Origin of the sequence: Pseudomonas sp. Ag1 (genome assembly GCF_000278565.1) — a bacterium.
Lineage (GTDB): Bacteria > Pseudomonadota > Gammaproteobacteria > Pseudomonadales > Pseudomonadaceae > Aquipseudomonas.
Genome location: NZ_AKVH01000102.1, coordinates 22,075 through 44,842, shown reverse-complemented (window position 1 = coordinate 44,842; position 22,768 = coordinate 22,075). Strand labels below are relative to the sequence as shown.

General features: G+C 61.3%; 22 protein-coding genes. 8 read left to right on the top strand and 14 right to left on the bottom strand.

Annotated features, from left to right (window positions below):
* Positions 1–2 precede the first annotated feature (2 nt).
* The 6 genes from A462_RS13915 to A462_RS13940 form a co-directional block, all read right to left on the bottom strand.
* Positions 3–332: a hypothetical protein gene (locus tag A462_RS13915; protein ID WP_003211618.1), complete on the bottom strand. Its 330-nt coding sequence runs from the start codon at positions 330–332 to the stop codon at positions 3–5.
* Positions 333–958: 626 nt separating this feature from the next.
* Positions 959–1,807 carry an NAD-dependent protein deacetylase gene (locus tag A462_RS13920; RefSeq protein ID WP_008435881.1) on the bottom strand — a complete coding sequence of 283 codons (849 nt, stop codon included), beginning with the start codon at positions 1,805–1,807 and terminating at the stop codon, positions 959–961.
* Between the two features lie 14 nt (positions 1,808–1,821).
* Complete coding sequence (locus A462_RS13925) at positions 1,822–2,262, bottom strand: CBS domain-containing protein (protein WP_003211614.1); 441 nt, start codon at positions 2,260–2,262, stop codon at positions 1,822–1,824.
* A 135-nt stretch (positions 2,263–2,397) separates the two neighbouring features.
* Entirely contained in the window at positions 2,398–4,347 is a 1,950-nt protein-coding gene (locus A462_RS13930; RefSeq protein WP_008435880.1) for a DNA topoisomerase III, read from the bottom strand.
* A gap of 235 nt (positions 4,348–4,582) precedes the next feature.
* Positions 4,583–6,205, bottom strand: coding sequence for an MFS transporter (locus A462_RS13935; RefSeq protein ID WP_008435879.1), 1,623 nt, complete (start codon positions 6,203–6,205; stop codon positions 4,583–4,585).
* Positions 6,206–6,363: 158 nt separating this feature from the next.
* Positions 6,364–8,007 carry a GMC family oxidoreductase gene (locus A462_RS13940; RefSeq protein ID WP_008435878.1) on the bottom strand — a complete coding sequence of 548 codons (1,644 nt, stop codon included), beginning with the start codon at positions 8,005–8,007 and terminating at the stop codon, positions 6,364–6,366.
* 129 nt (positions 8,008–8,136) lie between these two features.
* Between A462_RS13940 and A462_RS13945 the strand changes: the two genes are divergently transcribed.
* Complete coding sequence (locus A462_RS13945; protein ID WP_003211603.1) at positions 8,137–9,027, top strand: LysR family transcriptional regulator; 891 nt, start codon at positions 8,137–8,139, stop codon at positions 9,025–9,027.
* Here the strand turns inward: A462_RS13945 and A462_RS13950 are convergent.
* From A462_RS13950 to A462_RS13965, 4 genes are all read right to left on the bottom strand, one after another.
* On the bottom strand, positions 9,024–10,883 hold the full coding sequence (locus A462_RS13950) for a DUF3857 domain-containing transglutaminase family protein (protein ID WP_008435877.1): 1,860 nt from the start codon (positions 10,881–10,883) through the stop codon (positions 9,024–9,026). The genes A462_RS13945 and A462_RS13950 overlap by 4 nt on opposite strands.
* A gap of 150 nt (positions 10,884–11,033) precedes the next feature.
* Positions 11,034–12,131, bottom strand: coding sequence for a DNA alkylation repair protein (locus A462_RS13955; RefSeq protein WP_008435876.1), 1,098 nt, complete (start codon positions 12,129–12,131; stop codon positions 11,034–11,036).
* A 50-nt stretch (positions 12,132–12,181) separates the two neighbouring features.
* Entirely contained in the window at positions 12,182–13,528 is a 1,347-nt protein-coding gene (locus tag A462_RS13960; RefSeq protein WP_008435874.1) for a glutamine synthetase family protein, read from the bottom strand.
* An 11-nt stretch (positions 13,529–13,539) separates the two neighbouring features.
* Positions 13,540–14,097, bottom strand: a complete 558-nt coding sequence (locus tag A462_RS13965; RefSeq protein WP_003211595.1) for a helix-turn-helix domain-containing protein — start codon at positions 14,095–14,097, stop codon at positions 13,540–13,542.
* A 72-nt stretch (positions 14,098–14,169) separates the two neighbouring features.
* Between A462_RS13965 and A462_RS13970 the strand changes: the two genes are divergently transcribed.
* Positions 14,170–14,547, top strand: a complete 378-nt coding sequence (locus A462_RS13970) for a nuclear transport factor 2 family protein (RefSeq protein WP_023658940.1) — start codon at positions 14,170–14,172, stop codon at positions 14,545–14,547.
* Positions 14,548–14,558: 11 nt separating this feature from the next.
* On the opposite strand, the gene A462_RS13975 is transcribed toward A462_RS13970, so the two are convergent.
* Entirely contained in the window at positions 14,559–14,909 is a 351-nt protein-coding gene (locus tag A462_RS13975; protein ID WP_008435873.1) for a LemA family protein, read from the bottom strand.
* A 160-nt stretch (positions 14,910–15,069) separates the two neighbouring features.
* Between A462_RS13975 and A462_RS13980 the strand changes: the two genes are divergently transcribed.
* Together A462_RS13980 and A462_RS13985 are read left to right on the top strand one after the other, a co-directional pair.
* Positions 15,070–15,378 (top strand): RcnB family protein, encoded by a 309-nt coding sequence (locus tag A462_RS13980; protein ID WP_003211589.1) that lies wholly within the window; start codon positions 15,070–15,072, stop codon positions 15,376–15,378.
* 155 nt (positions 15,379–15,533) lie between these two features.
* Positions 15,534–16,727, top strand: coding sequence for an MFS transporter (locus tag A462_RS13985; RefSeq protein WP_032899460.1), 1,194 nt, complete (start codon positions 15,534–15,536; stop codon positions 16,725–16,727).
* Positions 16,728–16,817: 90 nt separating this feature from the next.
* Here the strand turns inward: A462_RS13985 and A462_RS13990 are convergent, their stop codons facing one another.
* From A462_RS13990 to A462_RS14000, 3 genes are all read right to left on the bottom strand, one after another.
* On the bottom strand, positions 16,818–17,087 hold the full coding sequence (locus A462_RS13990) for a DUF1652 domain-containing protein (RefSeq protein ID WP_003211585.1): 270 nt from the start codon (positions 17,085–17,087) through the stop codon (positions 16,818–16,820).
* Positions 17,088–17,098: 11 nt separating this feature from the next.
* The gene (locus tag A462_RS13995) at positions 17,099–17,350 is read right to left on the bottom strand and encodes a CsbD family protein (protein WP_003211583.1); all 252 of its coding nucleotides are present in this window, start codon (positions 17,348–17,350) and stop codon (positions 17,099–17,101) included.
* A gap of 132 nt (positions 17,351–17,482) precedes the next feature.
* On the bottom strand, positions 17,483–18,979 hold the full coding sequence (locus A462_RS14000; protein WP_008435870.1) for a PAS domain S-box protein: 1,497 nt from the start codon (positions 18,977–18,979) through the stop codon (positions 17,483–17,485).
* A 175-nt stretch (positions 18,980–19,154) separates the two neighbouring features.
* Between A462_RS14000 and A462_RS14005 the strand changes: the two genes are divergently transcribed.
* The 4 genes from A462_RS14005 to A462_RS14020 all read left to right on the top strand — a co-directional run bounded on the left by A462_RS14005 (position 19,155) and on the right by A462_RS14020 (position 22,753).
* On the top strand, positions 19,155–20,123 hold the full coding sequence (locus A462_RS14005; protein ID WP_008435869.1) for a hypothetical protein: 969 nt from the start codon (positions 19,155–19,157) through the stop codon (positions 20,121–20,123).
* A gap of 113 nt (positions 20,124–20,236) precedes the next feature.
* Complete coding sequence (locus A462_RS14010) at positions 20,237–21,040, top strand: AraC family transcriptional regulator (protein ID WP_003211578.1); 804 nt, start codon at positions 20,237–20,239, stop codon at positions 21,038–21,040.
* A 133-nt stretch (positions 21,041–21,173) separates the two neighbouring features.
* Entirely contained in the window at positions 21,174–21,992 is an 819-nt protein-coding gene (locus A462_RS14015) for an ABC transporter ATP-binding protein (protein WP_008435868.1), read from the top strand.
* Positions 21,989–22,753 (top strand): ABC transporter permease, encoded by a 765-nt coding sequence (locus tag A462_RS14020; RefSeq protein ID WP_008435867.1) that lies wholly within the window; start codon positions 21,989–21,991, stop codon positions 22,751–22,753. Before A462_RS14015 ends, A462_RS14020 begins: the two co-directional genes overlap by 4 nt.
* Positions 22,754–22,768 lie beyond the last annotated feature (15 nt).

The following is a 22,768-nucleotide window of genomic DNA, read 5'->3' as shown; positions in this document are numbered from 1 at the left end:
TATCAGCAGTATCTGTCGATCACCTTAACTTGCGAATGGCCTTTAAGGTTCTGCCACTCGGTATTAAGTGTATGGAAGACCTGCTCGATAAAGTTGCGATCGGCGGCGGCTTTCTTGCCGACATAACCCTGGCCGCGGCGGTACATCTTCAGGCGCGCTGCCAGTTCACGGTTATTCCTGTCGAACTCTTCTTCCACGGTGTGGGGCGCCAGGCAGTCAATATGGACCTGGCCCGATTTACCAATCCAGAGGATATGGTCGTCGAGCGTGTCTTTCTGCGCTGCGAACATCTCAGCCAATTCATCGATAGTTGGTTGGTTGTTCAGATTCATGTGTAAGCCCCTTGACCAGTTGGCGATCTCTAGTTGATCCGTTAAAACTACTAAGTTGTCTCCGGCTCAGAAAACCGGGCGTCAGCGACTGTCTGCCGAATACGGGCAGGGTCTTGAACCGATGCATGTAGTCTTGCTGATGACCTGCTACGCAATGGTTTCATAACGAAGACAAGCAGCGTTTGAGCTCCTTGTACCGATCCTTTCGGGCCGGTCAGCTTCATCAATCTGCCTTGTGGGCAGTGCACATCCGGAAAAAACAGCTCGGCGGTCAGACGAGCTTGTTCAAAACGCGTGTTACCAACGCTCCCGATCCGGGAGACGCTTGAATCATGCAATTACAAAACGGTTACGTCAACGATTATGTAGTGATTATTTTTGAGCACTACATAAATCCTTGCAGGGCGGGGGTGTGAGCGGAAAACATGACTTGGGCGTCACTTTTCGTGCGGGCAGGTCGCGGGATCCGGGGGCTTTTTGTGGCGAGGGAGCTTGCTCCCGCTGGGGTGCGAAGCGCCCCCACCAGGCTGACTGCGGTTCTGCAGGAATCATTCGGTTGTCGGTTTTGGGGCTGCTGCGCAGCCCAGCGGGAGCAAGCTCCCTCGCCACAGAAAAGCAGGATTGGGCTATCCCAGGCGTTCTGCCAGCAACGGCAACAAACGTTCGCAGGAGGCTTCGATCTTGAGTTGCAGCAACTCATCGCCCCGTGTCTTGCCCAGATTGATGGCAATCACGGGCTTGCCTTGCTCGACCATCGCCTTGCACAACCGAAACGCTGAATACGCCATCAGCGACGAACCCACCACCAGCAATCCTTCTGCGTCATCCACCGCCGCCATCGCCTTGGCTGCCGTGCCCTGGGCGACGTTCTCGCCGAAAAACACCACGTCCGGTTTCAACCGTTGCCCGCTGCAGTGGGGGCAGCGGGGCACCTGAAAACGTCCTTCAAAGGCCGGGTCCAGCAGGGTGTCACCGTCGGGGGCTTGAACAGCATCCACACCCGCCAGGTACGGATTCTCCGCTTCCATTTGGCGCTGGATCAGGTCCCGTTCGCTGGTCTGCTGGCAATCCAGACATAGCACCCGGTGAAGGCTGCCGTGGAGTTCGATCACATCATGGCTGCCAGCCTGGTCGTGCAGGGTGTCGACGTTCTGGGTGATCAGCCCGGTAATGCGCTGGCGTTGCTGCAGAGTGGCCAGGGCGATATGCGCCGCGTTCGGCTGCGCGACACGCACCCTCGGCCAGCCGAGCATCGCCCGCGCCCAGTAGCGGCGGCGCGCCTGCGGGGTTGCCAGGAACTCCTGGTACATCATCGGTGCCTTGCCCCGGCGCACGCCTTCGCTGTCGCGATAATCGGGAATCCCCGAAGAGGTGCTGATACCCGCACCGGTCAGCACCAGGAAGCGCCGTTCGGCCATGGCCCGGTGCAGGCTGTCGAGTTGGTTATCGACTTGATGTTGCAGGGTATCGAGCATGGGGTCCCCAATGATTATTCGCCGCGAATGTACTGCTCCAGCTGTTTGATCAGGTCGGCCTGTTCGGCAATCGCTTCCTTGACCAGGTCGCCGATGGACAGCAGGCCAAGGAGCTCGCCGTTCTCCACCACAGGCAGGTGCCGCAGATGTCGGTCAGTCATGATCGTCATGCAAGTCTCGACAGTCTGGTGAGTGTCGACGGTGATCACCGGTGAATTCATGATCTCGTGGGCTTTGGTCGTCACCGAAGACAATCCATGGAGGATGACCTTACGGGCATAGTCTCGTTCACTGATGATGCCCACCACCTTGCCGTCCTGGAGCACTGGCAAGGCCCCGACGTTTTTCGAAGCCATCACGATCAAGGCCTCAAATACCGTATGGTCGTGGGGGATGGTGTGGACTTGATGGTTATGCTGGTCTTTGGACTTCAGCACTTGGGCAACGGTTTTCATGGAGGCCACTCCGGTGTTGTTATTGTTGGGAGGTTAGCAGGCCCTACAGAATCCTGGATGGCCTGCAGCAGGGCAAGGTCCAAAGCGGCATACATCCCGTCGAAAAACGTCATTGTCGCGATTTCTTAGTGCTTCTCAGCCTTTGTTTGCCGGTTTCGCCGCCCGCTTCGGGCTGGTGGCCGTCTTGCGCTTGGCCGGTTTGCGTTTGTTTTTCCACGGTGTGGCGCCACGGCCGGCCGGGCTGGCCGGGCCGCTGATGGTCAGGCGCATGCCAGTGCAGCGGGTCACCTGTTTGCTCATCCATGCCGCCTGTTTGGCGACGAACTCTTCCAGGCTCATCTCTCCGCTTTGTACCATGTCCAGTGCCTGCTCCCAGATAGCGGTGGTACCGGGGTCGGCAATTGCCCGTGGCACTGCATCAATCAGGCTGAACGCGGCAGGCGTTGCCGACAGCGCCTTGCCGTTTTTCACCAGGTAGCCGCGGTCCAGCAGGCCCTGGATGATCCCGGCGCGGGTGGCTTCGGTGCCGATCCCGGTGGTGTCCTTGAGCTTTTGCTTGAGCAGCGGGTCTTCCACCAGCTTGGCGACGTTTTTCATCGCCTTGATCAGGTCGCCTTCGGTGAAGGGTTTGGGTGGCTGGGTCCACAGGTCCTTGAGGTTGACCTTGGCCACGGCGTAGTCCTGCCCCTGAACCAGTGTTGGCAAGGACTGCGGCGCAGGTGCTTCACGGCCCTTGGCCGGCGCCAATGCTTCCGGCAATGCGCGTTTCCAGCCAGGCTCGACGATGACTTTACCGACAGCCCGCAAGGCTTCACCGGCACAATCGAAATCTGCCTGGGTACGGTCGTACTCGTGGTTGGGCAGGAACTGCGCGAGGTAGCGGGCACGAATCAAGGTGTAGACGGCGCGATGCTTGCCCGTCAATTGCCCGACATCCTTGCCGGCGCCGGTGGGAATGATGCCGTGGTGAGCGCTGACCTTGGCGTCGTTCCAGGCTCGGGAGCGTCGCTTCGGATCGATGTGTGGCATCAATTCATTCACCGCCGGATCGGCCCGCCCCAGCGCCGCGAGGATTTTCGGCGCGTCGCCGTGCTGGCTCAGGGGCAGGTAGCCGCAATCGCTGCGTGGGTAAGTGATGACCTTGTGGGTTTCGTAGAGTGACTGGGCAACATCCAGGGTTTCCTGGGCGCCGAGGCCAAGCTTTTTCGAGCAGATTTCCTGCAGGGTGCCGAGGTCGAAGGGCAGGGGCGCGACGTCGCGCATGCGCTCGGTACGCAGTTTGACCAGCCGGGCGCTGGCGGCGTTGCTCATGGCATTGGCGGCGTCCCGGGCAAGCTGCGGATTGAGGCAGCGGCCCTGATCGTCACAGGCGTCTTCGGTCGCGCGCCACTGCGCCGTAAAGGTGATGTTGTCGTGGAGCAGATCCACATCGATGGCCCAATAAGCGACGGGTACAAAGTCGGCAATGCTGCGGTCCCGGTCCACTACCAGGCGCAAGGTCGGGGTTTGCACACGGCCGACCGGCAACACGCCCTGGTAGCCGGACTGTTGGCCCAGCAGGGTAAACAGGCGGCTCATGTTCATCCCGATCAGCCAGTCGGCACGGGAGCGGCCAAGGGCCGAATGGTAGAGGCTGAAGGTTTCTGCGCCTGGCTTCAACGAGGCCAGGGCCTTGCGGATCGACGCGTCGTCGAGCGCCGAGAGCCATAGCCGCTGGATGGGGCCGCGATAACGGCAATGCTCCACCAGCTCCCGGGCGATCATCTCGCCTTCGCGGTCGGCATCGGTGGCGATCACCAGTTCCTGGGATTCCCCCAGCAGACGCTTGACCGCCTTGAACTGGCTGGCAGTCTTGGGCTTGACCAGCATCTTCCACTTTTCGGGGATGATCGGCAGGTCGGCCAGCACCCAGCGCTTGTACTTGGCGTCGTAGCTGTCGGGCGGGGCGGTTTCCAGCAGGTGGCCGATGCACCAGGTCACCGTCACGCCTGAACCCAGCCAACAACCGTCGCCACGCCGGGTCGCGCCGAGCACGGCGGCGATATCCTTGGCCTGGGACGGTTTTTCACAGAGGAACAGCCGCATGGTCACCACATTCGCTACGCAATTGAATGGGGAGCAGGATGAGCAATAAATCAGAATTGGGCAACTTTTATCTGGATGGATATACAGCAATTTGTGTGTCTGGTGCTAAACCCAATGTGGGAGCGGGCTTGCTCGCGAACGCGGTGTATCAGTCAACCTATCCGGCGACTGACACCCCGCTTTCGCGAGCAAGCCCGCTCCCACACTGAAACTCCAGCGTCGGCCGGATCGACGTTTAGTTATTGTCGATATCGACGTTCTTGGTTTCTTTCAGGCAAATCAGCCCCACGATCAGGCTCACCCCGGTAATGACCACCGGGTACCACAGCCCATAGAAAATATCCCCGGTGTACACCACCAGCGCAAACGACACCGTCGGCAGGAAGCCACCAAACCAGCCATTCCCGATGTGGTATGGCAGCGACAGCGAGGTGTAGCGGATGCGTGTCGGGAACAGCTCCACCATCAGCGCTGCCAGCGGGCCGTAGCACATGGCGGCGATCAGGATCAGCGCGACGATCAGCACCACCACCATGGTTTTGTTGACCTGGGCCACATCAGCCGATTGCGGATAACCCGCCAGGGTCACCGCGCCTTTCAGGGCGGCTTCGTCGTAACCGTCGATACGCACATCACCCACGCTCACCTGCACTGCGCTGCCCGCCGGGGCGGCCGCGCTTTCATACGGCAGGCCCTGTTTCACCAGGAAGGTCTTGACCTTGTCGCACGGGCTGTCAAAACGCGCCTTGCCCACCGGGTCGAACTGGAAGGTGCAGGTGGCCGGGTCTGCCAATACGGTGATCGGCGACTGGCGGCTGGCGTGGTCCATCGCCGGGTTGGTGTAGTGCGCCAGGCCCTTGAAGATCGGGAAGTACAGCGCGGTGGCCAGCAGCAGGCCGACCATCAACACCGGCTTGCGTCCCAGCTTGTCCGAAAGCCAGCCGAAGAAGATGAAGAACGGCGCACCAATCACCACGCTGATGATCAGCAGCATGTTGGCCAGTGCCGGGTCCATCTTCAAAAACTGCGTGAGGAAGAACAGCACATAAAACTGCGCGGCATAGAACGTCACTGCCTGGCCGGCGTTGATGCTGAACAGCGCAATCAGCACAATCTTGAGGTTTTCCCATTTGCCGAACGACTCGCGGATCGGCGACTTGCTGGCCTTGCCTTCCTCTTTCATTTTCAGGAACGCCGGCGACTCGTGCAGGCTCATGCGGATCCAGGTGGAGATACCCAGCAGCACGATCGACAGCAGGAACGGCAGGCGCCAGCCCCACACTTCGAATTGGTCGCCGGTGAAGTAACGGCACGCCAGCACCACCAGCAGCGACAGCAGCAGGCCGAGGGTCGCGGTGGATTGAATCCAGCTGGTGTGGAAGCCGCGTTTGCCCGCCGGGGCGTGCTCGGCCACATAGGTGGCTGCGCCGCCGTACTCGCCGCCCAGCGCCAGGCCCTGGAGCATGCGCAGCGCGACGAGGATGATCGGTGCGGCAATGCCGATGCTCGAATAGGTCGGCAGCAGGCCCACGCAGAAAGTCGCCAGGCCCATCAGGATGATGGTGGCGAGGAAGGTGTACTTGCGCCCGATCATGTCACCCAGCCGACCGAACACCAGCGCGCCGAACGGACGCACCACAAAGCCGGCGGCGAAGGCCATCAGGGCAAAGATAAACGCCGTGGTGTCGTTGACCCCGGCAAAGAACTGCTTGCTGATCACCGCCGCGAGGGCGCCGTAGAGGAAGAAGTCATACCACTCGAACACCGTCCCGAGGGAGGAGGCGAAGATGACTTTCTGTGTGTCGTTGCTGTCTCGCGCCTTGGTGGCGGAGCCCAGGGGTTGAGCGTGTTCTGACATTTGGGTAGCCCTCACAGTGATTATTTATTGTTGTTCCACTGTCGGCGCCACATCGGCGCCGCTATTCCCCTGTAGGAGCCCGGCTTGCCGGCGATGGCGCTCTCAAGCTGTGCACAACACTTGAAAACGCCACCGCCGGCAAGCCGGGCTCCCGCAGGTCAAGCCGGTAAGGTCAGTTCTTTCTCCGGGGCGAGGCTCCTTGTGTTCGGCGAAAGGATAAGCTGCGCGGCTTTTTCCGCGATCATCAGCGTCGGTGAGCAGGTGTTGCCTGAAGTGATGCGGGGCATGACCGACGCGTCGGCAATGCGCAGGCCGGGAACCCCGTGCACTCGCAGTTGGGCGTCGACCACCGCGTCCTTGTCGCTGCCCATGCGGCAGGTGCCCACTGGATGGAAAATCGTGGTGCCAATGCGGGCGGCGGCTTCCTGCAGTTGTTCGTCCGTCTGCAGTTCTGCGCCGGGCAGGTACTCCACCGGGTTGAATTGCTTCAGGGCCGGCGCCGAGACGATGCGTCGGGTCAGGCGAATGGCGTCGGCGGCCACCCGCAGGTCTTCCGGATGGCTGAGGTAGTTGGGGCGGATCAGCGGTGCGTCTGCCGGGTTGGCCGAGCGAATGTCGATGCGGCCACGGCTTTGCGGGCGCAAGTCGCACACCGAAGCGGTGAAGGCCGGGAACCCGTGCAGTGGTTCGCCAAAGCGCTCCAGGGACAGCGGTTGCACGTGGTATTCGAGGTTGGCCGACGTCTGCTCCGGCCCGGAGCGGGCAAACGCGCCAAGCTGGCTGGGGGCCATGGACAACGGGCCGCTGCGGTCGTACAGGTAGCGCAGGCCCATGCCCATCTTGCCCCACACGGTGCCGGCGATCTGGTTCAGGGTGCGGGCGTTTTCCAGCTTGTAGATCAGGCGCAGTTGCAGGTGATCCTGCAGGTTGCCGCCCACGCCGGGTAACTCGTGCAGCACATCGATGCCCAAAGGCTTGAGCACGCTGGAGGGGCCGATACCGGAGCGTTGCAGGATGCCGGGCGAACCGACGGAGCCGGCGCACAGGATGATTTCCTTGCGCGCCCGCCACGTGACTGGCTGGCCATTCTGGCGAGCAACCACCGCCGCCGCACGGCCGTTCTCCAGAAGTACGCGGTCGACTTCAACCTCGGTCATCACCGTCAGGTTGGGCCGCTGGCGGATCGGTTTGAGAAACGCCTTGGCCGCATTCCAGCGCACGCCGGATTTCTGATTGACCTGGAAATAGCCACAGCCTTCGTTGTCGCCCTGGTTGAAGTCACTGATGCTGTCGATACCGCTTTGCTGCGCCGCGTCACGAAACGCATCGAGGATCGGCCAGTGCAGGCGCTGTTGCTCAACCCGCCATTCACCGCCGTCACTGTGAAATTGCGAGGCACCGGCAAAATGGTTTTCGCTCTGCTTGAACAGCGGCAGCACATCCTTCCAGGCCCAGCCGGGATTGTCCTCGGCCCAGCCGTCGTAATCCCGGGCCTGGCCGCGCATGTAGATCATGCCGTTGATGGACGAGCACCCGCCCAGCACCTTGCCGCGCGGGTAGCTCAGCGCACGGCCTTGCAGGCCTTCCTGGGCTTCGGTCTTGAAACACCAGTCGGTGCGCGGGTTGCCGATGCAGAACAGGTAGCCGACGGGAATATGGATCCAGGGGTAGTTATCGCGACCGCCTGCTTCAAGCAGCAACACGCGATGGGCAGGGTTGGCAGACAGTCGATTGGCCAGCAGGCAGCCCGCCGGGCCGGCGCCTACCACCACGTAATCGTATTCATCAGCTGCAGAATGCATCTGTGACCTCGCTTGTTTTTCTTATTGGTCCCATCCTAGTTGTTAGTTTTCGTCTTAAAAATGTTAGTTTTTACCCAGCTGCTGTGCGTTTTTAGACAACGCTGCTGTTCAGGGGAAGAAGGGGAAGGCATGTTCGACTGGAATGATCTGCGGTTCTTTCTTGAGTTACAGCGTAGCGGACGCTTGCTCACGGCGGCGCAACGCCTGAAAACCACCCACGCCACCGTGGCCCGGCACATCGAGGCCATCGAGAAAAGCCTGGGCACTGCGCTGTTCGTGCAGCACGCCCAGGGTTACGAACTCACGCCCTCCGGAGAAGCCCTGCTCAAACATGCCGAAGCCATGGAAAACGTGGCGCTGCTGGCCGAAGAAGAACTGACCCATTCCGCCGCGCCCCTGGGCAAGATCCGCCTGGGGGTGGCCGAGGGTTTGGGCGTGATGTTCCTGGCCAGTCGCATGGGCGGCCTGTTCGAACGCTACCCGGGCCTGGAAGTGGAACTGCTGGCAGTGCCACGGTTTGTCAGCATCCTCAACCGCGAAGCGGAAATCAGCATCCACCTCGAACGCCCCAGCGTCGACCAACTGGTGACCCGCAAACTCACCGACTACCGCCTGGCGCTCTACGCCAGCCGCAGCTACCTGGACCGCACACCGCCGATTGAAAAACGCGAGGACCTGGCGGTGCACGCCTGGATCGATTACGTCGACGATTTACTGTTCAGCCAGGAACTGAAATTCCTCAGCAGTTTCTGCCGCAACCCCAAAGTGGTGTTCCACAGCACCAGCGTGATCGCCCAGCACCAGGCGGCGCGCTCGGGGTTGGGAATTGCCGTATTGCCGTGCTTCATGGCGGCGAGCGACCCGGACCTGGTGCCGCTGCTGCCGGCGGAGAGCATCCAGCGCAGCTATTGGATCAGCTCCCGGCGCGAGTTGCACAAGTCGGTAAGGTTGCGGGTGTTGTGGGATTACCTGGTGGAACTCTGCGCGCGGGAGCAAGGGGTTTTGCTGGGGGAGGGTTAGAGCTTCACCACCTGATGCACCTGCTCACCACAGGCACGGATCTCCTTGATCATCTTTTCAAACGGTGCGCTGACAATTTCATCGTGGGTCAGCCAGCGTATTTTCTGCGTCAGGACGTAGTGATAACGCCAGTCGCCCTTGACGCGCTCACCCGTCAGGTCCAGGTCGTACCACGGCGAGCGTACCTGGCAAGCCTTGATGTCCTTGTCGATCTGCCCACCCGACAGTGTGATGGTGTAATCCAGCGTCTCGGGGTTGCCTATGTACAAGTCGGCCAGTTGCCCATTGCGGCGGTAGTTGAGCAGACCGTCCCATTTCTCTTGCAGCAAGGCATCGTTGTAGACGTGGTCGTTGCCCAGCGGTTCCAGGGGCCGCATGTCCGTCAGGGTGGCGCTGACCTTGTAGCTGGCCGGGATCAGGAAGGCGGTGGCGGGGCGCTCGACCTGGCAGTCGGTGATCTGTTTGCCGAAGTTGTCGCAGATGTTCTGGTCGCTGGCGGTGGCGCCTTGCTGGCGGTCGGCGACGCTCAGTTGCATCAGCGGCATGCCGCGAAAATCAACGGTGGCCGAGACCCGGGCGGTGCCCTGGGCGTCGAAGCGCTCCTGTTTGTCGAGGATCAACGTGGGGGCGGCGGGTTGCAGCGGGATGTGTTCTTCACGTACCTGGCCCTCGGCGTTGGTCACCAGCACCCAGCGGTCCTGGATGTCGGGCAGGGTCTGGCCGGGGGCGAAGATCGGGTTGGTCGGGTCCAGCCACCACACCTGGCCATCGACTTCGGCGCGGACGATGGCGTGGTTCGGCGCGCCGGTACCGGGAATCAGCAGCGGGTTAACCACATCGCCGCGGCTGACCCAGGCCGGTTCGGCCTTGATCCCGCTGGCCTTGAGCATGGCGGCCAGCAGCGTCGAAAGGTCTTTGCAGTCGCCGTAGCCGTGCTGCTCGATCTCCGCCAGGCTGAAGGGCACATAGCCGCGATCCGAGGCGCGCCAGTCGCCCAAGTAACGATAGTGGTCGTTGATGTGCTGCATCAGGCCGGCCACCTGTTGTGCCGGTGGCAAGCCGCGAACGGCGGCCACGGCGGCGGCGCCCTGGGGCGGCAGCTTGGCGCCGAGGATCTGGTTGTAGCGTTCGGCAAAGCCGCCGAAGTACTGCTGGCGATCCAGGGAGCTGCCGACTTCGATACGCGGGGCGTGGCGTATGTAGGCGTTGGCGGATTCGTTGATGTAGCTGAGGTAGGTCGGGGCCTTTTGCACCACGTCCAGGGTCTTGCGATTGGCCGATGGCGTAATGCTGAAACCCTCCATCAATTCGCTGCGCCACTCGATCGGCCGCTCGGCGGTGAAGCGTGCCTTGAAGTGGTCGCGCCGTGCGGCGTTGGGGCCGAACTGCAAGGCGTAGTAGAACTCGGTCATCAGCGGTTTGGCCGGGTGATGTTCGCGCACCGTGTAGCGGATTTGCGTGCCGACCCGCAGGTTGGGAAACGCCAGCGAGGTCTGTTTTTCCCGGGAGAAACCCTGGTCCGGGTTGGGGGCGGTGCGGGTGTCGATTTGCGTCGGGTCCAGGGGCACAGGTTTGCCGCCGGGCTGGGTGGACTCGGCCTTGATCAGTTCGAAGCCGTCTTCTTCCTGGTAGCTGAAGTCGATCCGCGAGAGCATTTCGCGGCCGCTTGGCTTGAGGATGGTGTAGTGAAAGCGGGTAGTGCAGTCGACGCTGGCGTCGCGGTTGAAGTGGCAATGCAGCTCGGTGTCGCTGGCCAGTGGGGCTTCGGCCATTGGTTGCAGGGCGGCAAGCGCGCTGTGACTGGCAAGCCCCCAGCTGATGCAGATCAGGGGACGGTAAAACGAAAAACGGAGCATGGGCGCCTCAGGTGGAACATTGACACAAGTACCCTAGGGGTACCGAGAAGGCGCCGGATGATAATGGATCGCAACACGAATGCCTAGCATTGTCCGACAATTAATTACGCTGTAAGGCCCGATCTAGAGCCTTCGTTAATGTTTTAAGGATTATTTTGCGAGTTCAAACTCGACGCTTCCCAGCCGCTCACCGTTCACCAGCACGTGAACCGCATGCTTGCCGGGATAGTGCTTGCGCGTGGTCAATTCACGGATATGTTGGCCACGGCTGATGGCGTGATGTTCTCCGGCACCCAGGGTAAATGCCTTGAGCTTGAACACCTTGGACGCGCTGTGACCGGCGCTTTTCACATAGTCGATGGCGTAGTCGACCACCAGCTTTTGCGACGAATCGGCAGTGGACTCCAGGCTGAAGGACAGGTTGATCCGCTCCCCCAACTTGATCGCCGCCGGCTCGACCTTGAGTTGATGGATCTTCACTTCGGCCCTGGCCCCGGCGCCCATGATCGTCAGCGCCCGGGTGTTGCCTTGCTTGATCAGGCTGCGCAGCGCGTGGCGGGCGATCCACGCGGTGTGGGGGTTATCCAGGGACCAGCCTTCGATCAGGCCCAGCACCCAATCCGGATGGTCCTTGGTGATGTCGTTGAGGTGGTTGGCCACCGACTTGCGCACGTAGAGGCTGCTGTCGGCCTTGAGATTGTCGAGGATCGAAGCGCACAGGTTCGGATCGGCCTGCACCTCGGCCAGGCGAAACGACCATGGCAGCCGTGGCCGTGAACCTTCGCTGGCGAGGCGTCGTACGTGTTCGTTGTCGTCCAGCGACCACTGTTGCATCACCGCCAGGGTGCGCTTGAAATCCTTCAGCAGAAAATGCCGCACGGCAAACTCGGCGGAGCCGAAGGTGGTGAAGTACTTGAGGGCAGCCATGGAGCGCTTGAAATCATCGCCGCCGTAGCTGGCAACGTAGTGGGGCAGGAACAGGCTGACAAAGGCGCTGTTCAGCCGAGGGGCCAGGGCATACAGCAACTTCAGGGTTTGCGGATAATCCAGCGGGATCACAGCGTTGAGGCTTTCACTGACCCGCGCCATGCGCTGCATCACCGATAGGTCTGCCAACCCGGCCTTGGCGTGTTTGAGAAAACCCTTGGCGTCGAACGCCGGGTACACCGCGGTCATTTCGCTGGCGATGTGTTGCAGGCGTTCGGCGTTGAAGATTTCCTTCAGGGCCGGGGCGCTTTGGTCGGTCATGGGCAAGTCCGCGGTTAGCCAGAGATGCCCACGAGGCTAACCATCAGTGCCTAGAGATACCAGCGATATTCCCGCGCATGAATTTCCTGCTGGAACGCCAGGTGGTCCTGGCGTTTGTTTTCGCAATACACGTCGACAAACTCCGCGCCCAGGCCTTCGCGCAACGTCGGCTGATGCTGCATGGCGCGCACCGCCTCCAGCATTTCCAGGGGGAAGTCCGCGCCGCTGTTGCGGTCTTCGTTCAGCGGGGCGATGGGCTCCTTCGCTGCTTCAAGACCATGCTCAAGCCCCACCAGAATCGCCGCCAATACCAGATACGGGTTGGCATCGGCACTCGCCAGGCGATGTTCGATGCGCAGGTTGCGCGGGTCGGATTCAGGGATTCGCACGCACGCGTCACGGTCTTCAAAGCCCCAGCACGCGCGGGTTGCCGCGTTGACCGTGCCACCAAGGCGGCGGAAGGCGTTGTGGTTGGGCGAGAAGATCGGCATGCAGTGCGGCAGCAGTTCCAGGCAACCCGCCACTGCGTGGCGCAACGGTTGCTGCTGGTGGGCCGCCAGCAGGTTATTGCCCGCCGCATCGTACAGGCTGACGTGCACATGCATGCCGCTGCCGGGGTGTTGCAGGTAAGGCTTGGCCATGAAGCTGGCGCGATAGCCGTGCTTGAGGGCCACGCCACGGGTGCTGCGGCAGAACAGGGCGGCCCAGTCGGCGGCGCGCAGGCCGTCTTCCAGGTGGCCGAAATTGATTTCGAACTGGCCGGGGCCGAGTTCGGCGGTGATCACCGTGATGTCGATGCCCTGGGCCTTGGCCGTCTCGACCATATCGTCCAACACCGGCGCAAAGCGTGACAGGCGCTCGATGTGCAAGTTGGGCTGGTCGTCCGCGTCATCACTCAGCGGGTCGCGGGCAAATTGCGGCAGGCCGTCGCTGAGCTTTTTGTCGAACAGGTAGAACTCCAGCTCGAACGCGACCACCGGGTGAATGCCTTTGCGCTGCAGGCGTTCCAGCACCTTGGCCAGTACTTCCCGGGGTTCGAATTCGATGGGGGCTTCGGTGCCGTCGGAGGTGATCAACATCTGCCCCAGCGGCTGCGCCTCCCAGCTCACCGGCTTGAGGGTGCCGGGCACCAGGCGGCGGTTGGCGTCCGGGTCGCCGTCGTGGAAGCAGTAGTCGCCGATCTTGAACAGGCCGCCCTGGGCACCCAGCAGCACCGCGTTCTGCGGCAGTTTCAACGGGCTGCCGGCGGCGACCTTTTCCAGCATCTCCACCGGGTAGCGCTTGCCGTAGAAATGCCCGGGAATGTCCAGGGCAATCAGGTCGACGTAGCGCACATCGGGATGGTTCTGGCGAAAGGTCCGGACTTCGGCCAAAAGCGTGGAAGCATGGCTTTTCACGGGTGTTGCTCCTAGTTATAGACCCACAGCACGCGGGCTGGCAGGTCGGTCAGGTTGCCGTAGCGGCAGTGGGCAAAACTGGCCAGGTGGAAGCTGTCGCCGGGGCCCAGGGTGACCGAGTCCGGCTCGCCCTCGACCCACAGCGTCAACTCGCCCTCCAGCACGTAACCGGCCTGTTCGGCACGGTCGCTCATGGTTTGTTCGCCGCTGTTGGCACCGGGGGCCAGCAGGCTGTCGAGGATCGAGAACGCGCCGTGCATGCTCGGCGACACCAGGATGTCGGTGATGCCATTGGCGTAATACACCGTGCGCCGTTCGTTGGGGCGGGTGACCCAGTCCACCGCCTTGGGTTTGGACAGGCTGTAGAAATAGGTGGTGGGCACACCGAGCGCGTGGCTGATGGCCGTGAGGTCGGCCACGGTCGGGCGCGACAGGCCGCGTTCAACCTGGGACAGGAAACCCACGGAACGCTCGATCTTTTGCGCCAGTTGCGCCAGGGTGAGCTTCTTGTGCTTGCGCAGGTCGTGGATCAGGATCGCCAGGGCGTCGAGTTCTTCTTGCTTGTCCATGGGCGTTTCGTGAAATTCTTATCAGGAAATTTCATGAAAAATTACAGGATTAATTTCACGAGGGCAATGGGTATGGAGTTGGCAGAGCATTTACGCCGCCTGGAACAGGAGCTGCACCAATGCACCACCCGTGCAGATGCGGCGCGGTTGTCGGTGCTGCTGGCGGATGATTTCGTCGAATTTGGTGCCAGTGGCAATGTGTGGGGCAGCAAGGCCGAGGTGATCGAAGGGCTGCAGGATGAGGTGTTTTCAGTCCGTAGCATCAGTGACTTTGCAATGAAGGTGCTGGCCGAAGGCGTGGCGTTGGTGACGTATCGCTGCCAGCGCGCGGCGACGGATGCAAATGCGGCGGGGGAGTCATTGCGCAGTTCGGTGTGGCGCGAAAGCGGCGGGCAGTGGCAGATGGTGTTTCATCAGGGCACGCCGACACGTCAGCGTGCACCTGTGTAAGCGCCGGCAGGTCAGACCGTACGCTTGGCCTCGAACCCCGACAGGCTGACATCATCACGATGCCCGAGCAGCTCGGCCACCACCGAGGTCGGCGACTTGTGCTTGTAGGTGTTGTAGTTGTTGACCGAGTCGTGGAAGAGCTGGCGGGTGAACGCGACACGGCTTTCCAGGCTGGCGATTTCTGCGGTGGGTGACGAGGCATTTTGCGCCGCCGCCAATTGTTGTTCGGCCTCCTTGAATTGGCCGAAGGCTTTTTTGCAGCGATCGAGCAGGGCCACCAGTTCCCTGTAGGTGCCGAACACGTAGAGCGCGAGCAAGGTGACAACGGTCACGAAAATGATGATGACGTGGGTACCAGTCATTGGAATTCCTGAGCGGCTGGAAAAAAGAACCAATCTTATCTGATTAATCGCCGGCCCGGTCGCTGGCCGCCCATCCATCTGCCGCTTCCATCACGGCGCTGAATGATTCCACGCCGCTGCGGTCGGAATCTTTACGCGTCATTCATTGAAGGAAGTGCCCATGAAGTCCAAATCCCTTGTTGCCTGCCTGCTGGTTGCCGCGAGCCTCTCTGCCGCGAGTCTCACCGTCCAGGCCGCAGATACCCCGCAAAAAACCGTGCAGCCTTCGAATATCAATACCCGCGACCTCAAGACGGGAGACCGTGCGCCAGACATTCTGATGCGTAAGGAGTCGGCCATTGCCGACTGGAAGAAACGTGGCCTGAAGCAGCCGGAAGAAGACAGCCAGTGGGCCCGTGTAAACGACAAGTACGTGTTGCTCAAAACCACCAACGGTACGATTCTCGACATCACCCCCGTTAAAAAATAAAGCGTTCGGCGGGATGGGTGATCACGCTTCTTCCCGCTGGATTTGATTTTTGCATAAATGCATAAATCAGCATTTATTTCGTCTCATCTTGCGTTAAGGTACATCCGCTTGCGGGCTGCAATGGCCCCATTACCTTGACCAGAAATGAGAGCAGGATGCTTGCCACAATAAGAAATTACCCGCGTACCGTGAACCTGTTGTTGTCGGCCACGCTGATCCTCACCCTGGCCAAGGCCATCACCTTTCCGTACCTGGTGATCTACCTCACCAACCACTTTGCCCTCGACATCAGCCAGGTCGGCCTGGTGATCGGCAGCTCGCTGATCGTCGGCTCGCTGCTGAGTGTCTACGGCGGTTTCCTGGTAGACCGCATCGACAGCTATAGGCTATTGCTCAGCTTGAGTGTGGTGTTTGCCCTGGGGTTTATCGGCACGGTGCTGGCCCGGGAAATCTGGTCGTTCTACAGCTGCCTGATCCTGATCAACCTGGCGTACGCGGTGATCGACATCGCGATCAAGTCCGGGTTTGCCAGCCTGTTGCCGGAAGATGAGCGCAGCGAAGCGTTTTCCATCAAGTACACCCTGACCAATATCGGCTATGCCGTAGGGCCGTTTTTTGGCGCGATGGTGGCCAAGCTCGATATCAGCTTGCCGTTTATCCTGTCGGCGGTCCTGGGCTTCGGTTTTTTCCTGCTGTACTGGCGTTGGGGCGACCGCACGCTGGCCACGGTAGACACCACGCAAAAGCCGGTGTCGTTCCTCGCGGTGGGGCGTGTATTGCTGCGGGATCACCGACTGGTGTGCTTCACCGTCGGCGGCCTGCTCAGTGCCGTGGTGTTCGGCCAGTTCACCGCGTACCTGTCGCAGTACCTGGTGACCACCACTACCGCCGAATACACCTACACCATCATCAGCGCGGTACTCACCACCAACGCGATGTTGGTGATTGCCCTGCAATACGCGATTGGCCGGCGCATTTCCCACCGCTACCTGAGCCAGTGGCTGATCTTCGGCCTGGGCATGTTCATGCTGGGGGTGATTGGCTTTGCCCTGGCGAGCAACGTGTGGTGGTGGATCCTGGCGATGGCGATTTTCACCGTGGGCGAAATCGTGGTGTTTCCGGCCGAGTACATGTTCATCGACCGCATCGCCCCGGACAACCTGCGGGGCATGTACTACGGGGCGCAAAACCTCTCCAACCTCGGCGCTGCGTTGGGGCCGGTGCTGTGCGGGCTGGTGCTGGCCAACCTGCCGGCCCACTACATGTTCTACATGTTGGCAGCGTTCATTGTCGGGGGAGGGGTGTTCTATTTTATCGGGGCGTCGTTGAAAGCCCGCGACATACTGTAGGAGCACGCTTGCTCGCGAAGGTCGTCAACGATAACGCGCCACGCCTGAATGAACGCGGTGCCTGGGCGTGTTTCGCGAGCAAGCCCGCTCCTACAAAGGGCGCAGCGGCAGGTCATCCAGCCTGAGTTTACCGACGGTGTTGCTCTGCAATTCGTACCGCAACTCGTCGACCATCTTTTCCACTTCCTGCGGGGTCTGCAGCTTGTTGACGCTGATCCCGGTGACCACCAAATCCACCCGGCCGCTTTCGGCGTCGAAGACCTTGAGCGTCAACGACGCGTCACGGCACAGGGTGAATTCGCAGGTCAGGGGCGACAGGGCCTCTTCGATGCAGTTGCGCAGTTGGGAGAGCGTAAACATCAGGGTTCTCCTCAGCGACGACGCAGCAACAGGCCCAGCAGCAGGCCGACACCGGCGACGATCGCAACCGTTGCCAGGGGTTTTTGCTTGGCGAAATCGCCAACGGTGTCCAGCGCGTCACCGTAGGTTTGCTGCAACTGGCCAGCGGCCTGGCGAGCTACACCCTCGGCCTGGAGACGTTCGTCACCGGTCAGATCACCCAGAAAACCTTGAGCCTTGCCGGCCACTTTTTCGACGGCGCCTTTGACTTGTTCGCTTTTCATGATGGATTCCTTAAAGGGCATGACATCTCAACGGCACAGGACCCTAAGCCCTATGCCCACCCTTCAAGGTTAAGCAGTGCACCCCCGCGCAATAAGGCGAATTTGCACCGGTCGCACTAGTGCATTTGCACTCTATTTGGGCTTTTTAACCCGCAATTCACCGGCAAACAGCCCGCGCTCACGGGCCCACACGATGGCTGCACTACGGCTATGCACCCCCAGTTTGGAGTACACCGTGGCCACATGGTTACGCACGGTGTTGGGCGCCAGTTTCAGGCGCGAGGCGATTTCCTTGTCGGCCAGGCCTTCGCAAATCAGCCCCAGTACATCGCGCTCCCGGGCGGTCAGGTCGGTGAAGGAAATGTTCGGTACATTGGGGCTGTTGACGCTCTTGGCATTGGCCAGTTTTTCAATCAGCGTCTGGCTGAACCATGAGGCGTCCTGCATCACTTCCTCGATCGCGGCCACCAGTTCCAGCTCGGAGCGCTTGCGTTCGGTGATGTTCATCAGCACCAGCAGGTAGCAGGGCACATCCTGGATACTGACGGTGTCGGCAGACAGCACACAGTCGATCAGCTCATTGCCTTTCTTGCGGATCTTCAGGTCGAGGCCGTCGAGGTTGCCGGCTTTTTGCAGGTTGGTGAACAGTTGCGTGCAGGCCTGGGGGCTGTCGATAAAGTCGATGTCTTCGATGGATTTGCCGATCAGTTCTTCACTGGTATAGCCGGTGATGGTCATGAAGGCTTCGTTGATATCCACCACCTGGCGGTTGGCGGCGTTGCACACCAGGGTCGGCACCGGCGTCAGGCGGAACGACTTGGCGAAGCGTTCCTCACTCTGACGCAGGGCGGTTTCGGCCTTGCGGCGAGGCTCCAGGTCGGTGAAGGAAAACAGCATGCAGTCTTCCTCATTCATGTCCAGCGGCTGGCCGGCCACGATCACCAGTTTGCTGCCGCCTTCGGGCAGTTTCAGTTCGGCTTGCATCTGTGGAATGGTCGCGCCTTCGCCCAGGCGCTTGACGGCCAGGTCCTTGTTTTCGGCCTGTTCCAGCACGTCCAGTTCATACACCGAGTGGCCGATCACCTGGTCGCGGTTGTAGCCGGTCATCTCCAGGAAGCCCTGGTTGACCTTGATGTAGCGCAGGTCGCTCAGGCGGCAAATCACCGCCGGCGCCGGGTTGGCATTGAAGGTCTTTTCGAAGCGCTGTTCGGCGCTGGCCCATTCGGTGGCGTCGCTCAGGATCAACACCAGCAATTCCGGCTCGCCCGACGCGTCGTCGAGCACCAGGCTGCGCAGGCGATGCACCCAGACTTTTTCCTCGTCGCCGGTGGGGGTGACTTCCACCACCACATCGCTGAACTCTTCACCGTCTGCCACCCGGCTCAGAGGATAATTCTCCAGCACCAACGGGTGGTTGTTGCGATACCGCAAGGCAAAGCGCGCGGCGTATTCCTTGGTGTTGGCACCCAGGTCTTCGACTTTATCCACGCCATGCATCAGCAGCGCGGCTTCATTGGCCCAGAGGATGGTCTGGTCGGCCTCGGCGAGGATCACCCCATCGGACAAGCCGGAGATGATCTGCTGCAGTTGGCGGCGGTTGGTTTCTTTGGCGAGGACGGCCTGGCTCATGGTTTCTCCTGGGGTAAGTCGCATGGGAAGTACGACACCTGAGGCTCAGGATAGTGCAGAGAAAGTGCCCGGCGCGGGGTGCGAATGCACCAGTGCGCCTAGTGCAATTGTGTCGAGACCGCAGGGCAGGTGCCTCGCCAAACTGGCCACCTACCCACTGTTCAAAGGATTTAACATGACCACTGTCTATGAAACCAACCGTTCGCTGTTTCGTGTGTCCTGGGGCTCGGTATTGGCCGGTAGTGCAATTGCCCTGGTGACCTATCTGGTATTGAGCGTACTTGGCACCGCGATTGGCGCCAGCGCGGTAGACCCGATGGCCGCGGGTAACCCGCTGAGCGGTTTCGGCACCGGTGCCGGGATCTGGCTGTTTGTCTCGACGCTGCTGGCAATCGGTACCGGTGCATTCGTGGCCGGGCGCACCGCGCCGGATCGCGGCGGCCTGCACGGCGTGCTGAGCTGGACCATCACCACCTTGCTCACCACCTGGCTGCTGGCCGCGCTGGCCACCAGCGTTGTGGGAGCGGCGGGCAATGTCGTCGGCAAGGGCCTGTCGGCTGCCGGCAGCGGGATCGCCGCCGTGGCGCCGGGTATCAGCGACAGCGTCAAGCAGCAACTGAATGAGCAGGGCATCAAGCTGGACTGGAACAGCCTGCAAGGTCAGCTCGACACACTGCTCAAGCAGAGCGGCAAACCTGAACTGGACCCGGCCAACGTTGAGCAAAAAGCCGATCAGGCGGCTGCGGACGGCAAGCAGTCGGCCAACGATGCCGCGACCAACCCAGCCCAGGCTGGTGATGAATTGAAGCAGTGGTTCGAGCGGGTCAAGGCTTCCGGTGAGCCGGCGTTGAACGCGGCGGACAAGCAGGCACTGGTCAATATTGTTGCGGCCCGTACCGGCAAGAGCCAGGCTGAGGCCACCCAGATTGTCGACAACTACGCCCAGGCCTACCAGCAGGCCGTGCAGAAGGTCGACGAACTGAAGCAACAGGCTGAACAGAAAGCCCGTGAAGCCGGTGAAGTCGCGGCCAAGCAACTGTCCCGTGCTGCGTGGAGCACCTTGTTGATGTTGCTGCTGGGCGCAGCGTTGAGCTTCGGTGTGGGTCGCCTGGCGATTTCCACCCGTCGTGTACCGTTGGCCTGATCATGACCTGAGGTGATCTATGTGGCGAGGGAGCAAGCTCCCTCGCCACAATGCTTCGCTGGCACCAAACATGCTAGTGTCAGCACTCCAACATCCACTGGCAGTGCCTGGCGATGCGCGACATCTACAGCGTCTTCAACTCCAACGGCGCCTATGAAACCGGGGCCCATGCCCACGACGAATTCATGCTGATGGTGCCCGAGCACGGCCTGTTGCGTTTCAAGGATGAGGAAAGCGGGCGCACCACCTCGGTGATCGACCGCCAGTTCGTACTGGTGCCGCCGCAATCCAGCCATTCCTCCTCGTCACTCACCGCCAGCCAGGGCCACGTGGCGTTCTACGTCGACCCCGACTACATGCACTACGCCTTGCGTGACCTGTCCGGTGACGCCAACCGCTTGCTGCGCGTGCCCACCCTGGGCATCTGGCAAACCTCCGCGCCGTTGCACCATCTGCTCCTGGCAAAAAAAGCCTTCAGCCAACCCGACCTGTACATCGACCGCCGCCGCCAGGTGGCCCAGGCCGATCACCTGCTGCTGCTCGAATGCCTGGCGATTTCCCTCAGCCAGCCGAGTCTGCAACGCTCATCTACCGAGCGCCACGGCGCCATGCTGGTGCGTGACGTCAAGGCGTACGTGGAAGGCAACCTCGAACATGCGCCGGGGCTGGATGAAATCGCCGAGACATTTCACATGTCGCGCCGCCATCTGACCCGGCTGTTCGCGCTGCACACCGGCGAGACGGTGCTGGCGTACGTCCAGCGCCTGCGCCTGGAGCGCGCGCAGACGTTGTTGCGGCACACCCGCATGTCGGTGCTGGAGATCGCCAATAACGTCGGCTATGAGTCACCGTCACACCTGGCCCATGTGTTTCGCCGGGTGCTGGGCGTGTCGCCGGATGAGTGGCGCCGCGGCTGATACCGCCTCAACTTTTTTGATGTCCCGATCCCGCGCATGATCCGGCCCGATCCCGTGCGCCGCAAATCCGTCATCCGTTCATCCTCACCCCGTCAACAACAAACAAGTCCGGCCTACCGGACGAGGAGGGGCGGTGAGTGCAAAACCCTTTATCAGCTTCGCAGGGGTGCAAAAAAGCTTCAAAGTCGAGGGCCGCCAGTTTGTGGCCGTGCGCAACGTATCGCTTGAAGTTCAGCGGGGCGAAATCATCACCCTGGTCGGCCCTTCGGGGTGCGGCAAGTCCACCTTGCTCAACATGACCGCCGGGCTCTTCGGCCCCACGGAGGGCCAGGTGCATTACGACGGCGCCGAGGTCAAGGGCGTCAACACCCGTGTCGGCTACATGACCCAGGCCGACCACTTGCTGCCGTGGCGCACCGTGGCCGGCAACATCGCCGTGCCGCTGCAAATCCGCCGCATGCCCAAGGCCCGGATCGACAGTCGCGTCGAGGAGCTGATGGCGCTGGTGGGCCTCACCGGTTTTGGCGAAAGCTACCCCAACCAGCTTTCCGGCGGCATGCGCAAACGCGCGGCCATGGCGCGCTTGATGGCCAGCGACCCGGAAACCCTGCTGATGGACGAACCCTTCGGCGCCCTTGATGCGCAGATGCGCCTGACCCTGCAGACCGAACTCTTGCGCCTGTGCCGCAAGCTCAACAAGACCGTGCTGTTCGTCACCCACGATGTCGATGAAGCCATCGCGCTGGCGGACCGCTGCGTGGTGTTCGCCGGTCGCCCGGGCACCATCGATCATGTGCTCGATATTCCCCTGGGCGGCGAACGCAACCTGGTGCAATTGCGCTCCGACCCACGCTACGTGGAACTCTGCGCCTCCCTCTGGAAACGCTTGGCGCCCGACGTCGCCGGTGCTGCCGATCCCGCCTCATTGGCTCACTCGCTGGAGGTCGTATGATCCAGGTCTATCGCTTGCTGTTCCTGATTTTCCTGCTGGTGTTCTGGGAGTGTGTGTCCCGCTGGTTCGGCGTGGAATTTTTCATCAGCCGGCCTTCGGCGGTGGCGCAAAGCCTGTGGAAAATCCTCATGAACGGGGTGTTCTTCTATCACGCCGGCATCACCACCCTGGAAGCCGTGCTGGGCTTCTTCTTCGGCTCCCTCGCAGGCTTGATCGCCGGTTTGGTGCTGGGCCGCGCCAAGCTGCTGGCGGATATTCTCGACCCGTTCCTGACTGCCTTCTACAGCTTGCCGAAAGTCGCGCTGGCGCCGCTGTTCATCCTCTGGTTCGGCATCGGCTTGCCGATGAAAGTCATCCTGACCGCGGCCGTGGTGTTCTTCCTGGTGTTCCTCAATACCTACAGCGGCGTGCGCAACGTGTCCCGCGAGCAACTGACCATCCTGCGCCTGATGGGCGCCAAGGAGCGCGACCTGCTGACCATGGTGGTCATCCCGTCCGCTTTCACCTGGGTATTCACCGGCCTGCGCCTGTCGGTGCCCTATGCGCTGATCGGCGCGCTGGTGGGCGAGATCATCGCCGCCAACCGGGGCCTGGGCTACCTGCTCTCAGATGCAGCCTCGCAGTTCGATACCGCCGGTGTATTTGCCGCACTGGTGGGCATCATCGCCCTCGCGCTGATCCTGAACACGGCGGTGAAGCTGGCCGAACGCAAGTTGATGCCGTGGAAGGCCAACGAAGCGGAACGTGAAGTTGCGGTTTAACCCCTTATTTTTGTG